The 14,726-nt window shown below is 59.6% G+C and carries 13 protein-coding genes; 8 read left to right on the forward strand and 5 right to left on the reverse strand.

The window, feature by feature from the left end:
* Positions 1–129: 129 nt before the first annotated feature.
* Positions 130–1,014: a LysR family transcriptional regulator gene (locus tag GTU76_RS20755; RefSeq protein WP_180699467.1), complete on the reverse strand. Its 885-nt coding sequence runs from the start codon at positions 1,012–1,014 to the stop codon at positions 130–132.
* A gap of 133 nt (positions 1,015–1,147) precedes the next feature.
* On the opposite strand from GTU76_RS20755, the gene GTU76_RS20760 reads away from it, so the two are divergent.
* The gene (locus tag GTU76_RS20760; RefSeq protein WP_180699468.1) at positions 1,148–2,800 is read left to right on the forward strand and encodes a GMC family oxidoreductase; all 1,653 of its coding nucleotides are present in this window, start codon (positions 1,148–1,150) and stop codon (positions 2,798–2,800) included.
* A 139-nt stretch (positions 2,801–2,939) separates the two neighbouring features.
* Entirely contained in the window at positions 2,940–4,562 is a 1,623-nt protein-coding gene (locus GTU76_RS20765) for an MFS transporter (RefSeq protein WP_016982967.1), read from the forward strand.
* 55 nt (positions 4,563–4,617) lie between these two features.
* Here GTU76_RS20765 and GTU76_RS20770 read toward each other — a convergent pair whose 3' ends face one another.
* Positions 4,618–4,986, reverse strand: a complete 369-nt coding sequence (locus GTU76_RS20770; RefSeq protein ID WP_180699469.1) for a DUF427 domain-containing protein — start codon at positions 4,984–4,986, stop codon at positions 4,618–4,620.
* Positions 4,987–5,276: 290 nt separating this feature from the next.
* Positions 5,277–6,683 (reverse strand): serralysin family metalloprotease, encoded by a 1,407-nt coding sequence (locus tag GTU76_RS20775; RefSeq protein WP_180699470.1) that lies wholly within the window; start codon positions 6,681–6,683, stop codon positions 5,277–5,279.
* A 277-nt stretch (positions 6,684–6,960) separates the two neighbouring features.
* Here GTU76_RS20775 and GTU76_RS20780 point away from each other — a divergent pair, with 277 nt between their 5' ends.
* The 3 genes from GTU76_RS20780 to GTU76_RS20790 all read left to right on the forward strand — a co-directional run bounded on the left by GTU76_RS20780 (position 6,961) and on the right by GTU76_RS20790 (position 10,296).
* Positions 6,961–8,904: a DNA topoisomerase III gene (locus GTU76_RS20780; protein WP_180699471.1), complete on the forward strand. Its 1,944-nt coding sequence runs from the start codon at positions 6,961–6,963 to the stop codon at positions 8,902–8,904.
* A 48-nt stretch (positions 8,905–8,952) separates the two neighbouring features.
* The gene (locus GTU76_RS20785; RefSeq protein WP_016982962.1) at positions 8,953–9,456 is read left to right on the forward strand and encodes a GNAT family N-acetyltransferase; all 504 of its coding nucleotides are present in this window, start codon (positions 8,953–8,955) and stop codon (positions 9,454–9,456) included.
* Positions 9,457–9,966: 510 nt separating this feature from the next.
* Positions 9,967–10,296, forward strand: coding sequence for a hypothetical protein (locus GTU76_RS20790; protein ID WP_016982961.1), 330 nt, complete (start codon positions 9,967–9,969; stop codon positions 10,294–10,296).
* A 230-nt stretch (positions 10,297–10,526) separates the two neighbouring features.
* Here GTU76_RS20790 and cynR read toward each other — a convergent pair whose 3' ends face one another.
* A complete protein-coding gene (gene cynR, locus GTU76_RS20795) occupies positions 10,527–11,414 on the reverse strand; it encodes a transcriptional regulator CynR (protein ID WP_180699472.1) in 888 nt (295 codons plus the stop codon).
* Between the two features lie 121 nt (positions 11,415–11,535).
* Here cynR and cynS point away from each other — a divergent pair, with 121 nt between their 5' ends.
* The 3 genes from cynS (at position 11,536) to GTU76_RS20810 (ending at position 12,992) form a co-directional block, all read left to right on the forward strand.
* The gene (gene cynS, locus GTU76_RS20800) at positions 11,536–12,003 is read left to right on the forward strand and encodes a cyanase (RefSeq protein ID WP_016982959.1); all 468 of its coding nucleotides are present in this window, start codon (positions 11,536–11,538) and stop codon (positions 12,001–12,003) included.
* A gap of 80 nt (positions 12,004–12,083) precedes the next feature.
* Complete coding sequence (locus tag GTU76_RS20805) at positions 12,084–12,320, forward strand: DUF2790 domain-containing protein (RefSeq protein ID WP_016982958.1); 237 nt, start codon at positions 12,084–12,086, stop codon at positions 12,318–12,320.
* Positions 12,321–12,332: 12 nt separating this feature from the next.
* Complete coding sequence (locus GTU76_RS20810) at positions 12,333–12,992, forward strand: carbonic anhydrase (protein ID WP_016982957.1); 660 nt, start codon at positions 12,333–12,335, stop codon at positions 12,990–12,992.
* Between the two features lie 88 nt (positions 12,993–13,080).
* On the opposite strand, the gene GTU76_RS20815 is transcribed toward GTU76_RS20810, so the two are convergent.
* Positions 13,081–14,583 (reverse strand): aldehyde dehydrogenase family protein, encoded by a 1,503-nt coding sequence (locus GTU76_RS20815; RefSeq protein ID WP_016982956.1) that lies wholly within the window; start codon positions 14,581–14,583, stop codon positions 13,081–13,083.
* Positions 14,584–14,726: the final 143 nt, after the last annotated feature.

Raw genomic sequence — 14,726 nt, forward strand, 5'->3', positions numbered from 1 at the left:
ACTAGCCCGCAAGCTTGCCCGGGTGGTATTTGCTCTGCTGAAAAATCAGAGCGAATACTCACCTAAAGCCGTTTAGGGGCTAGGCATGAACCATAGAATCTCCCACAGGGGGATTTGGATGCGCCTGGTTTAACCGCGTAAAAGCCCCTGCTCCGCTTCACATAACCCCACCACATAATCCCAAACCACCCGCAGCCGCACCGACTTGTGCAACTCGCGCCGCGTGCTGATCCAGTAGCTGCGCTCGATGCTTTCATCCGGCAGCAACGGCACCAGATCGGGATCCGACTCGGCCATGTAGCACGGCAACACCGCAATGCCCAATCCCGACCGGGCCGCTTCCTGCTGTGCGATGACACTGGTGCTATGGAACACAACCCGAGGGCTGCGGCAGAAGCTGTTGAGAAACATCAGTTCCTGGCTGAACAGCAAGTCATCGACGTAACCGATCCACGCATGCCGCCCGAGGTCTTCGCGGCTGTGCAGTGGCGGCGCCTTATCGAGATAGCGTTGGCTGGCGTACAGCGCGAGTCGATAGTCCGTGAGTTTGCGCGTCACCAGCATGTCCGCCGCCGGGCGCTCCAGATGAATGCTGATTTCCGCTTCTCGGTTGAGGATGCTGACAAAGCGCGGCACCGCGACCAGTTCCACTTCCAGCCCCGGATAGCGCTCAAACAAGCCGATCATGCGGCTGGCGAGAAACTTGATGCCCAGCCCCTCGGTGACGCCGACACGAATCTTGCCCAGTGGCGCGGTGGATTGGGTGATCTCTTCCTGCGCGAGCAACGCAACGTTTTCCATCGCTTCGGCATGTTTAAGCAAAGCCTCCCCCGCCGGGGTCATTTCGTAGCCTTGCGCGTGCTGGACGAATAGCGCAGTGCCGAGGCTTTTTTCGATGGCTTCGATATGGCGGGCGACGGTGGCGTGGGTGGTATTGAGGCGGCGGGCGGCGGTGAGCAGGCGACCGCTGCGTTGCAGTTCGAGAAAAAACCGCAGGTCGTTCCAGTCGAACATGGCGTGTCCTTGTCGGCTATGGTCAATGCAGGCTGTTTGAAAACGCACAGCGGCTGCGCAAAAACTAACATTCTTTTGACGAAAGCTAACAACTAGAGTGTCCGACAATAAAAACAAAAAGCGAGGTCAGGGAATGCAGACTTCCCTCGATGAATACGACTACATCGTGGTCGGCGCCGGCCCTGCCGGGTGCCTGCTGGCCAACCGGCTATCGGCAGATCCGCAGCAGCGCGTGCTGCTGCTCGAAGCCGGCGGGCGCGACAACTATGCGTGGATTCACATTCCTGTCGGCTACCTGTTCTGCATCGGTAACCCGCGCACCGACTGGTGCTTCAAGACTGAAGAACAACCGGGCCTCAACGGCCGCGCGCTGAGCTATCCGCGCGGCAAAGTGTTGGGCGGCTGTTCGTCCATCAACGGCATGATCTACATGCGCGGCCAGGCCAACGACTATGACGGCTGGGCGGCCGAGGGCAATCCGGGCTGGGCCTGGAACGATGTGCTGCCGCTGTTCAAACAAAGCGAAAACCACTTTGCCGGTGCGGCTGAATTTCACGGCGCCAAGGGTGAATGGCGGGTCGAGCAGCAGCGTCTGTCGTGGCCGATTCTGGATGCCTTTCGCAGTGCGGCTGAGCAAAGCGGCATCGCCAGCATCGATGACTTCAATCAGGGCGACAACGAGGGTTGTGGCTACTTTCAGGTCAATCAAAAATCCGGCGTGCGCTGGAACGCGGCGAAGGCGTTTTTGAAACCGGTGCGCGACCGGGCGAACCTGACGGTGCTGACCGGGGTTGAGGTGGATCGCGTGTTGCTGGAGGACGGTCGCGCCTCGAAAGTCAGTGCGCGCCACGAAGGTCAGACCAAGCAGTTCAAGGCGCGCAAGGAGATCGTCCTTTGCGCCGGCGCGGTCGGATCACCAAGCATTTTGCAGCGCTCCGGGATTGGTCCTCGGCCATTGCTCGAACGCTTGGGCATCGGCGTGATTCATGAACTGCCGGGCGTCGGCGGTAACTTGCAGGATCACCTGCAATTGCGCCTGATCTACCAACTGGAAAATGCGCGCACGCTGAACCAGATTGCCGGCAGCGTGTGGGGCAAGATGGGCATGGGCCTGCGTTATCTGTATGACCGCAGCGGGCCGCTGTCGATGGCGCCGAGTCAGTTGGGCGCGTTTGCGCGTTCGGGGCCGGAGCAGACCTCGGCGAATCTGGAATATCACGTGCAGCCCTTGTCGCTGGAGCGTTTTGGCGAGCCGCTGCACAGCTTTCCGGCGTTTACCGCTTCGGTGTGCGATCTGCGTCCGCAGAGTCGTGGACGGATCGATATTCGTTCGGCGGATCCGCAGGAGGCGCCACTGATTCAGCCCAACTATCTCAGTCATCCTGAAGATCTGCGCGTCGCGGCAGATGCCATTCGCCTGACCCGACGCATCGTCAGCGCCCCGGCCCTGCGTGCGTTCAAACCGGTGGAATACCTGCCCGGCGCCAACCTGCAAAGTGAAGAACAATTGCAGCAAGCAGCGGCGAAGATCGGCACGACGATTTTCCACCCGGTAGGCACCTGCCGCATGGGCAATGACGGCGATGCGGTGGTCGATGCGCAACTGCGCGTCCACGGCGTGCCCGGTTTGCGCATTGCCGACGCGTCGATCATGCCGCGCATCACCTCGGGCAACACCTGTTCGCCTACGCTGATGATTGCCGAGAAAGCTGCTCAACTCATTCTCAACCCTAATGCTGTGAACACAACCCCTGTAGGAGTGAGCCTGCTCGCGATGACTGAATAACATTCAACATCTGCGTTGGCTGATACACCGCTATCGCGAGCAGGCTCACTCCTACAAGGAACCGCGTTTAATTCAAGGCATCACCCGGACACGCAACACCAGTGGAACAACAAAAACAATCACTGTGAGGGATACCGATATGTCAGAACACGTTCAGCCGCTGGACGCCGTGCGCAGCGCCGAGACCAGCCCGGATACACGCAAAGTCATCTTCGCTTCATCACTGGGAACGGTGTTCGAGTGGTATGACTTCTTCCTCTACGGCGCCCTCGCGGCGGTGATCAGCAAGCAGTTTTTCGCCGGGGTCAACGACACCACGGCGTTCATCTTTGCGCTGATGGCTTTCGCCGCAGGCTTTATCGTGCGGCCGTTCGGGGCGCTGGTGTTCGGTCGGTTGGGGGACATGATCGGGCGCAAATACACCTTTCTCGCGACGATTATTCTGATGGGCGTGGCGACGTTCTGCGTCGGTCTGCTGCCGACCTACGCCAGCATCGGCATCGCCGCGCCGATCATTCTGGTGCTGCTGCGCATGCTTCAGGGCCTGGCGCTCGGCGGTGAATACGGCGGCGCTGCAACCTATGTGGCCGAGCATGCGCCAATCGGCAAACGCGGTTTCCACACCAGCTGGATTCAGTCCACCGCGACCCTCGGCCTGCTGCTGTCGCTGCTGGTGGTGCTCGGTTGCCGCTACTTCACCGGCGATCAGTTTGAAGTCTGGGGCTGGCGCATTCCGTTCCTGCTGTCGATCGTGCTGCTGGGCATCTCCACCTGGATTCGCCTGAGCCTGCACGAGTCGCCGGCCTATCTGAAAATGAAAGAGGAAGGTAAAACCTCGAAAGCGCCGATCCGCGAATCCTTCGGCAAATGGGAGAACCTTAAAGTCGTGCTGATCGCCCTGTTCAGCATCAACGCCGGGCAAGCGGTGACCTTCTACGCGGCGCAGTTCTACGTGCTGTTCTTCCTCACCCAGTTCCTGAAAATGGACCCGGCGGTGGCCAACACCTTGCTGATCATCAGCGTGGTCATCGGCGCACCGTTCTTCATCTTTTTCGGCTGGCTGTCGGACAAGGTCGGACGCAAACCCGTGCTGATGCTGGGCTTGCTGCTGGCCACGGCGCTGTACTTCCCGATCTTCAAATCCCTCGCGCACTACGCCAACCCTGCGATCGATCAGGCCAGCCGTCAGGCACCAATCACCGTGCTGGCAGATCCGGCGACCTGTACCTTCCAGTTCGACCCGGTGGGCAAAGCCAAATTCGACAGCCCGTGCGACAAGGTCAAAACCTTCCTGGTCAAGCAAGGCCTGCCCTACTCCAGCGCCGCTGCGCCTGCAGGCAGCGCCGTGCAAGTGAGCGTCGGCGACGTCAAGCTCGATGGCTTCGATGAGGCCGCCCTGCGCGGCGCAATCACCCTCGCCGGCTACCCGCAACAGGCCGATCTTCAGCAGATCAACAAACCGATGATCGTCGCCCTGATCGTGGCGCTGATCATCATCTCGGCCATGTGCTACGGCCCGCTCGCGGCGCTGATGGTCGAACTGTTCCCGACGCGCATTCGCTACACCTCGATGTCGCTGCCGTACCACATTGGCAACGGCTGGTTTGGTGGATTTCTGCCGACGGTGTCGTTTGCGTTGGTGGTGTACACCGGGGACATCTTTTATGGGCTGTGGTATCCGGTATTGATTACCGGGGTGAGCCTGGTGGTGGGGATGATCTGTTTGCGTGAGACGAAGAATATCGATCTCGACAAGAACTGAAACTCAACCAGACACATCAATCGGCGAGGGCTTTTACCCTCGCCGTTTTTTTTGCTCAGGCATCAGCCTTGATCACCTCGAACTTCACCTGATCGGGATAAAACGCCACATAGTCGCGGATCGGTGCCACTGACACTTTCGGATTCTCGTAGGTCCACACAGCGTTAGCCCCTTCATGCCCCGGCACTTGCAGGCTGAAGTAACTGGCATCGCCCTTGTACGGGCAGTAACTGGTGTGGTCGGTGCGGGCGAAGTACTTTTCGTCGATGTCTTCGCGGGGGACGTAATAGACCGGCGGGTAATTGGCTTCGTTGAGGATCATGACGTGGGAAGAAGCGGCAACCTGGATGCCATGGAATTTCACTATCAGGCAGCCGGAAAGTTGTTCTAGGGCAATGACGGGACTGGGGCCGGAGGCTTTCATGGAGGTTCTCCTGAATACGGCGAAGAGACCGGTTCAGGTATAGCCCATCGGCTCTGGTTGGGGTGGTTTTACAGCCGAACGGCCAATCAACTTCAAAAGCCCCTCACCCTAGCCCTCTCCCGGAGGGAGAGGGCACTGACCGAGTTGTCTGGCGAAATCCATCGACCTGAAAAATCGAGTCGATTATGGATTCAAAGCCAATCGTTCAAGTCGGTGAATTTCGCCAATATCCCCCAATCGGTCCCCTCTCCCTCGGGGAGAGGGTTAGGGTGAGGGCCGCTATTCAGGCATCACGCAACAATATCAGTCGCCACCGCTTGCCCCACCACACCCACGGCAAAGTCCACCGCCCCCTGCCCCGTCAGGTCCACCAGCAGGCTGGTCTGATTGGTCTGCGCGAAGTAAGTCAGGATCGCATCGCCCGCATGCCCGGTGAAGCCGCTGACAAAGTTCAGCGACGCCGCGCCCGTGGCGAAACCGGCGATCCCCGACAGATCGATCTTGTCCAGGCCGCTGGTGAAATCCATGATCCAGTCCGGCGCGGTCATGGTTGAATCGCTGGCGGCACCGAACACGAAGGTGTCTGCGCCTGCACCGCCCCACAAGGTATCGCCACCGCCACCACCGTAAATGATGTCGTTACCGGCACCGCCGACCAGTTCGTTGGCGGCGGCGTTGCCGATCAGCAGGTCATTGCCTGAACCGCCGATGGCATTTTCCACGGTCACGCCGTGAGCAATGGAAACGTTGCCGACCAGGCCACCGACGTCGGAGAACGAACCTTCATTGAGGTTGATCTTCTGGTTCTGGCTGAAACCGGAGAAATCCAGCGTGTCATTACCGCCGCCATCCCACACCGAGAAAACCACCTTGGAGGACGCCGAAGTGGCGCTGTAGAAATCGCGCTCGGCGTTGGAATTGAAACCGTACGTGGTGTCATCGGCGCGGGTCGCGTAGTTGGCGCCATACAGCTTTTGCACCGCGACAATATCGTCGAGCAACGGCGCCGAAGCGTACGCGCCACTGCCGTCCTTGCTGAAGTTCTGGTCGGTATTGGCTTCGCTCCAGTAGCTCATCAGGCTGTAGCCACGGGTATCTTCAGCGTACTTGGCGTCGTTGTAAGTCGGATTGCCGTTACCGGCGTTGTAGGCGCCCGGGTGAGAAAGACCGAGGGTGTGGCCGATCTCGTGGGTCAGGGTCTGGCGCCCGTAGTTGTTGGTGTCGGGAGTTTTGTTGACCTGATACTGATCGTTGATCAGGTACCACGACTGGCCGTCATAACCGCCGCCGCTAGGCAGATAAGCGAACGCTGCTCCACCGGTGCTGACATCGTAGTTACCGAAGGTCATGTGGCCATCGCCACCCTTGCCTTCGGTGAAGGTGACATTGGCGACGTCGGCCCAGGATTGCATGGCCAGCACGGCCTGAGCCTTTTGCTGGGCGCTGAACTCGCTGAAGTTGCCCAGTTTGACGTTGTAGTTCGCCGGTTTCTCGGTCAGGAAGGTGTAACTGAGGTCGATCTTGCCGTCAGCGTTCTTGTCGCCCCACGACAGGCCTTTGCGCAGGATTTCATCCGCAGCCTGATCGGCAGTGAATGAGGGTTTGCCGTTGACCAGCCCGACGCCACGGTCATATAGATGGCTGAAGGTATCGATTTCGTCGAAGGCGCTGCTGGTTTTCGATTTGGCTTGAGCCATGATGGACGTCCTTGTTTCTGAGTAGTCAGTGTCGACAGACCACGGCGATCTTCTGGCGAGATCGTCCTGTCACTCGCATGTTTGAATCGGCGAAAAACCTGACACAGGCGCAAACCGGGCGCTAATCAATTTTTCGATAGCCCTGCCTGCGTCCCTGTATTACCCGTCACCTGCTGCAATGCTTTTTATCTGTATATCCATACAGATAAAAGTTGCCCCTGAGGCCAAGTCCGGCCATTCTGTGCACCTGTTCCGACCTTGATCGACGATGGTGGCTATGCGGCTGTACCTCTGTGAAAAACCTTCTCAGGCCAAAGACATTGCGGCCGTGCTCGGCGCCAGGCGTCGGGGCGACGGCTGCTGGCTGGGAACGGACGTCACGGTGACCTGGTGCATCGGCCACTTGCTCGAAACCGCACCGCCGGATGCCTATGACGCGCGCTACAAGCGCTGGGTGCTGGCCGATCTGCCGATCATCCCGGACAAGTGGAAAATGACCGTCAAGCCGCGTACTGCCAGCCAGTACAAAGCGGTCAAACGGCTGCTCGGCGAGGCCAGCGAGCTGATCATCGCCACTGACGCCGACCGTGAGGGCGAGATGATCGCCCGAGAACTGGTCGAGCATTGTCGTTATCGCGGGCCGATCCGCCGCTTGTGGCTGTCGGCGCTGGACGAAGCCTCGATCCGCAAGGCTCTGGCCGCCCTGAAACCCGGGGCAGAGACGTTCAGCCTGTATCACTCGGCGCTGGGCCGCTCGCGGGCGGACTGGCTGATCGGCATGAACATGAGTCGGCTGTTCACCCTGCTCGGTCGACAATCGGGTTATCAAGGCGTGTTGCCAGTAGGCCGGGTGCAGACACCGACCTTGCGCCTGGTGGTCGATCGCGATCGCAGCATCGCCGATTTCGTGCCAGTGCCATTCTGGGCGATCGATGTCGATCTGCTGCACAACGGCATTCCGTTCACCGCACAGTGGCGCGCGCCGTCGGATGCCTGTGACGATCAGGATCGCTGTCTGAATCAGGCGTTGGCCCAACAAGCCGCGACTGCGATGAAAGGCGCTGCCAGTGCCCGGGTGGTCAAGCTGAAAACCGAGCGCATGCGTGAGGTGGCGCCCCTGCCCTTCGATCTCGGCACCCTGCAGGAAGTCTGTTCGAAGAAGCTCGGCCTCGGCGCGCAGGAAACCCTCGACATTGCCCAGGCGCTCTACGAAACCTACAAGGTCATCACCTATCCGCGCAGTGATTGCGGCTTCTTGCCGCTGAGCCAGCACAGCGAGGCGCCGGGGATTCTTGCGGCATTGCGTCAGGCCGACTCGAGTCTTGACGCACTGCAAGGCTATCTCGACCCCCAGCGCCGCTCCCGAGCGTGGAACGACGCCAAGGTCAGCGCGCACCACGGCATCATTCCCACCGCTGCGGCGAAAAACCTCGAACGCCTGAGCGGCAAGCACCGCGCGGTCTACACGCTGATCCGTGCGCGCTACCTGGCGCAGTTCCTGCCCAATCACGAATACGATCGCACCCAGGCCGATTTCGATTGCGCCGGTGAAGCCCTGCGCGCAGTCGGCAAGCAGATCATCGAACCGGGGTGGAAACGCGCGCTGCCCGAGGCACTGGCGCCGGCCAAGGGCCGCGAGGCACCCGCGCCGCAAACCTTGCCGACACTTGCGCAAGGGGTTGAGTGCGCGGTGGCTGACGTCAAGTTCAAGGATCTGTGGACGCAACCGCCCAAGCCCTACACCGAGGGGGACCTGATCAAGGCGATGAAAAACGTCGCCAAACTGGTCGAGGATCCACTGCTCAAACAGAAACTCAAGGACACCACCGGGATCGGCACCGAAGCCACCCGCGCCTCGATCATCCAGGGTTTGCTGGACCGTGGTTATCTAGTGAAAAACGGCAAGGCCCTCGCCGCCACCCCGGCCGCGTTCAGCCTGATCGATGCGGTGCCCCGCGCGATTGCTGACCCCGGCACCACGGCAATCTGGGAACAGGCGCTGGACATGGTGCAGAGCGGCGAAATGAGTCTTGAAGAGTTCGTTACCAAACAAGCGGCATGGATGAGCAAACAGGTGACGCGCTGCTCCAGCCTCAGCCTGACCATCAGCGGCCCGCCACCGGCCGGTAAAGCGGCGGCCCCGTGGAAGAAAAAACGCAAATCGACCCGCAGCAAAACCACGGGTACGACAAAACGCACAGCGAAACCGTCAGGCAAATAAAACCCGCTAGTGTTTCTGCAAGGCTCAGCACTTTCAGGAACCCTGCGCATGGCCAATATCGAACTGCACCCCGCCCAGCGCGATGAGCTGGATATCATCGAAAACCTCATGCAGTTTTACATGTACGACTTCAGCGCATGGCTGCCGCTGAAGCTCGCCGAACACGGCTTCTTCTCCATCCAGCCAAAAATCGACTACTGGCGCCACCCGGCCACCCAACCCTTCCTGATCCGCGTCGATGGCGAACTCGCCGGTTTCGTGACCGTCGATAACGAAATCCACATCGCCGGGGCCGAACACAACATTGGCTATTTCTTCGTCGCCCGACGCTTTCGTGGCCAAGGCGTCGCGCAGTTTGTCGTCTCTGCCCTCTTGAGCCACATCCCCGGTCAATGGCAGATTTTCCATATCGACGCCAACCTGCCGGCCCAGCGCTTCTGGGCCAGGCTGATCCCTGTATTGAGCGGTGGCGATTTCACCCGGCAGCAGCGTGAAGCGGACGGCTATCCGTGCACGTTCTACCGCCTGCACACGCCCTTTTCCGTTGCCTGAACGGATTCTTTCTCATTCCAAAACAGCTTTGTCCGACAATATGTAGTGAGCAAAAATAATCACTACAAAACCGTTGACGGCATCGTTTTGCTTTTGCATGATGAAGACGTTCCCCGATCGGGAACATCGGTAACACGCTTGAGCAAACTCGTCTGACCGCCGAGTTGTTTTTTCCGGATACACGCTGCCCACAAGGCAGATTGAAGAAGCTGACCTGGCCTGAACGTCCAGTACAAGGACGAGAAGCGCTGGCGAAAATTCTCAAGACGCTTGTGGTCGACACGGTAAATGTCGTCAAGGAGCCTCCCGGTTTTCGCTGCTTCTCCTCGTTGTGACGCTATTGCGTAGCAGTTATTCAACACGACTACATGCAACAGATGCACGACCCCGTACTTCACACGGGCGAGCGCTGACGTCCTGGTTTCGGTGCCAGGGATCAACTAACCGATGGGCTACCTGTATTAGCGAATCAACTTTGAAAGATCACCAGACTGGTCAAGGGGCAAAATCATGAATTTGAACAATCAACCAACTATCGAAGAACTGGCTCGTATGTTCGCTGCGCAAAAAGACAGCCACGACAGCCATATTCTGTGGATCAGCAAGTCGGGCCAGGTGCATATCGACTGCCTGGCGCCCCATGCTGGCGAAGAAGAGTTCGACCGCAACCATCAGAACTTGCTGGCCCGCCTGAAGATGTACCGTCGCGGCCACGGTTATGTTGGCAAGAAAGCCGCGGCCGACAAGGACTTCATCGGTAATGTTCTGCAGACGCTGAAACAGGCGTGGGATTCGATGCAGAACCACAATGAAGTTCGGGTGATTGATCGGTTCTGCTGAGTTAGTCATCAAATAATTGAAAGGCCTGCTTCCTTAAAGGAAGCAGGCCTTTTTTTGTTCGCTTGCATTGATTTGGCGTGACTGGAATTGTAGCCCCTCACCCCAGCCCTCTCCCGAGGGAGAGGGAGCCGATTTGTGCTGCGCTCAAAATTTTAGTTCGGCTCAAAACTTTCAGGTCGACGTAAATTGCACAAACACCTCGGTCAGTCCCCTCTCCCACTGGGAGAGGGTTAGGGTGAGGGGCTTCCCATGTCCAACACCAATTCCACAAACGCCACCGCCGCCGCACTGTGATAATTATTGCGCCGCCGCAACAACGCCGCTCCACGCTGCGGCGCTTCACTCTCCACGCGCAACCGGCGCAACGCCCGATCCTCCGTCGCAATCGCCTGCGGCAACATCGTCGCCAGCGGCGAACAACGCACCACTTCCAGCAACGTACTCACCGAGTTCACCTCGATCCACACCTGAGGCGTAATCCCGTGTTGGCGAAAATACTCATCAACCGATAACCGAGTAATAAAGTCCGGCGCCAGCAAGGCGAAATTCAGCGAAGCGATGTCTTCCGGCGTCAGCACCAACGTACTGTCATACAGCGGATGCTCCCGCCCGACCATGATCCCCAAAGTTTCGGTAAACGCCGGAATGCACTCGATCTCCGGACTGCGTACCGGCGTAAACGCAATCGCAATATCCAGCGAGTCATCCGCCAGCCCCGCCTCGATGTCGTCCATCGACAGCTCGAAAATCTGCAAATGAATCCCCGGATACCGCGCGGCAAAATCGCGTACCAATGGCCCGACCAGATAGGCCATGAACGTCGGCGTCATCGCCAGACGTAACGTCCCGCGAGACAAATCCTTCACGTCATGCAACGCGCGTTTACCCGCCTCCAGCTCCACCAGCACCCGCCGCGCGCATTCGATATAGGCCTCGCCGGCATCGGTGGGTTTGACCGTACGCGAAGTGCGATCAAACAAGCTCACCCCAAGGGTTTCCTCCAGTTGGCGAATCTGCTGCGACAGGGTCGGCTGCGACACATGCAACGCCTCGGCGGCACGGGTAAAGCCGCCGTGATCGGCAACGGCCAGCAGATAACGCAAATGTCGCAGCAGCATGGGAATCACCATCTATAGGCAGTACTTATGCCAAGCATTGTATATCGGTCTTGGACGCTATGGATCAATCGGCAGAAGATCAATCCCACACAGCAAGCCAACCCCTGAAAGGAGTGACACCATGCAACAGTCCCACGCCTACAACGACACCAGCCTGGCCCTGACCACCCGCGTTCTCGACGCCAAGGCACGCAAAGATCTGTCGTGGCAAGATCTGGCCGACGGCACTGGCCTCAGCCTGGCATACGTCACCGCGGCCCTGCTCGGCCAGCACCCGCTGCCGGAAAACGCCGCCCAAGTGGTCGGTGACAAGCTGGAACTGAGCGCTGAAGACGTCGCGGCGATGCAGATCATCCCCCTGCGTGGCAGCCTCAGCGGCGTGCCGACCGACCCGACCATCTACCGTTTCCACGAGATGATCCAGATCTACGGCACCACGCTCAAAGCGCTGGTTCACGAGCAGTTCGGCGACGGCATCATCAGCGCGATCAACTTCAAACTCGACATCAAGAAAGTCGAAGACCCGGAAGGCGGCTCCCGCGCCGTGGTCACCCTCGACGGCAAGTTCCTGCCCCTGCGTCCGTTCTGATCCGCACCGGCCCGCACCCTGCGTGCGGGCCACCACCCTCAAATGGCTACCCGTCACCCAACACATCTGGAGGCTGCCCCATGCAAAAAATTCTGTTGATTCTGGCCCTGCTCGGCGGCGTTTGCGCCCAGGCATCTGCCGCTGACGAGGCCGTCGCCTACCGCTACGGCATGCAACTGGATATCGACCAAGTGCTGAGCATTACCCCGGTTGCCGACGTGTGTGGCGTGGTGCCGGTGGAGATGACGTATCTGGACAGCCACGGCGGCAAACACATTCTTCAATACAGCGAATTCGGCAGCGGTTGCTCGAACTGAGAGGACAACACCATGAAAAACCTGATTGATGGCTTCCTGAAATTCCAGAACGAAGCGTTTCCGCAACGCACCGAACTGTTCAAACACCTGGCGACCACGCAACAGCCCGGCACCTTGTTCATCACCTGTTCCGACAGCCGTGTCGTGCCGGAACTGCTGACCCAACAAGAACCCGGCGAGCTGTTCGTGATCCGTAACGCCGGCAATATCGTGCCGTCCTACAGCCCGCACCCGGGCGGGGTTTCAGCGACGGTGGAATACGCCGTGGCGGTGCTTGGCGTGACCGATATCGTGATTTGCGGGCATTCGGACTGCGGCGCGATGACCGCGATTGCTCAGTGCAAATGCATGGATCACCTACCTGCGGTCAGCGGCTGGTTGCAGCATGCCGAGTCGGCGAAAGTGGTTAACGAGGCGCGATCACATGCCAATGACGCGGCGAAATTGAGTTCGATGGTGCGGGAAAACGTGATCGCGCAACTGGCGAACATTCAGACCCACCCTAGCGTGCGCCTGGCTCAGGAGAAAGGCCTGTTGAATCTGCATGGCTGGGTGTACGACATCGAGACCGGCTCGATCGATGCGCTGTCCTCGGACCGTCGCACGTTTGTGCCGCTGGCCGAGCAACCGGCGACTTGTGCGATCCATGCACAAACCACCCACGCGGCCTGAGCAACTGATCGTTCCCACGCTCTGCGTGGGAATGCCTCAGGGGCTGCGTTCCCACGCTGGAGCGTGGGAACGATCATTGTCCGCCAGATCAACGTTTTACCGTGAGATCGACCTGGGACATACGGCTACGAACAGTGAATACACCGTCACCGGAAAGAATCGCACTGCGCGCAAACAAGCGCCCACTCTCCCAGTTCGAAAGCCCCAGTTCCGGCTTGTTCAGCGCGTACTGCCCATCGACCCAACGGGTAATGCCATTGCCCACGAACGGCGCATTCACCGCGTTGTAAAAACGCTCTTGTTCGGCTGCATCTTCACTGATCAACGACACGGTAAATTGCGGGCTGTAGCGGTTGAACAGCGCAATCGCCTGATCCAGATCGTCGACAATCATCAGGCTGACTTCCGGGGTTTCTTCCCATTCCCACTCGCGGCCCAGCGCCGACTCCGCCAAGGGCTCAGCCAGTGCTTCAGTCTGATAACCCTCAGCGCGATAAACCTCGACGGTCGCGTTTTGCCATTCACTTGGCAGGCAACTTTCACTGCCTTCAACGATGTGCAATTTACAGCCCTGGCCACGCGCGATGCCGGCCTGCTGCAGCGCATCGAGAAACAACGGCACCAGTTCCGCCGCGCGATCACGCTGGATCAGGCACACGTTCAACGTATTGCAGACCTTGCGGTCCAGCGAGTTGCGTACCACTGCGGCAAAGCGCTGTGCATCGGCAGCACGCTCGGCAATCAACCACGCGCCCCCCGTGCCGTGCAGGCTGACAGCGGTGCCGGCCTGCTGGGCAATACTGCCCAACTGACTGACCGCACGACCCGAGCCGCGCGCGACGGCCAGCGACAAACGCCGGTCAGCAAACATCGCCCAACCGGCGGCATGATTGACGCTTTCCACCAACGACACCGCACCGGCCGGCAGACCGGCATCGGCCAGCGCCGGATTCAGCGCGTGTGTGACGATGGCTTGCGCGGTGCCCAAGGCATCGCTGCCGATGCGCAGCACGGCGGTGTTGCCGGTGCGCAAGACACCGGCCGCATCGGCGAACACGTTCGGCCGACCTTCAAAGACAAACGCGACAATGCCCAGCGGCGAGACCACTTGTTCCACCTTCCAGCCGTCATGCTCAACGCTGCTGATGACTTTGCCGCGCGTGGCTGCGGCATCACGCCAGGCGCGCAGGCCGGCAATCATATCGCCGCGCATGCGCTCATCGGCAAGCAGTCGGGTGGTGGAGCGGCCACGCGCCTTGGCCCGTTGGATGTCGGCAAGATTGGCGGCTGCGATGTGCGCCCAGCACTCCGGGGTTTCCAGGCGTTGCGCAAACAGGTCGAAAAACTGGCTGATCGCCTCATCGGACACCGCCGACAACGCGGTGAATGCCGCTGCTGCGCGCTCGATCGCCACGGACGCCGCTTGCTGATCCGCTACGGGGATCAACAGCAACTCGCCACTCACCTGCTCCACCAGCAAATGGTCACCGGGCTGAAAACGCGCGGCCAGTTCGGGGCTGACCACGGTGACGCGGTTACCAGCGAAAGGGATCGGCGTGCCAGCGACTAGACGTTCGAGCGCAAGAGACATGAAGCGGATTCACCATGCAGGGAGCGGCCGGAAAATGTATAGGAACACAATCCTCCAAAGCAACCGCTAACCCTGTGGGAGCGAGCTTGCTCGCGAAAGCGGTGGATCTGATAGATCAATGTTGGCTGACCTGACGCCTTCGC

Source organism: Pseudomonas crudilactis (assembly GCF_013433315.1).
Lineage (GTDB): Bacteria > Pseudomonadota > Gammaproteobacteria > Pseudomonadales > Pseudomonadaceae > Aquipseudomonas > Aquipseudomonas crudilactis.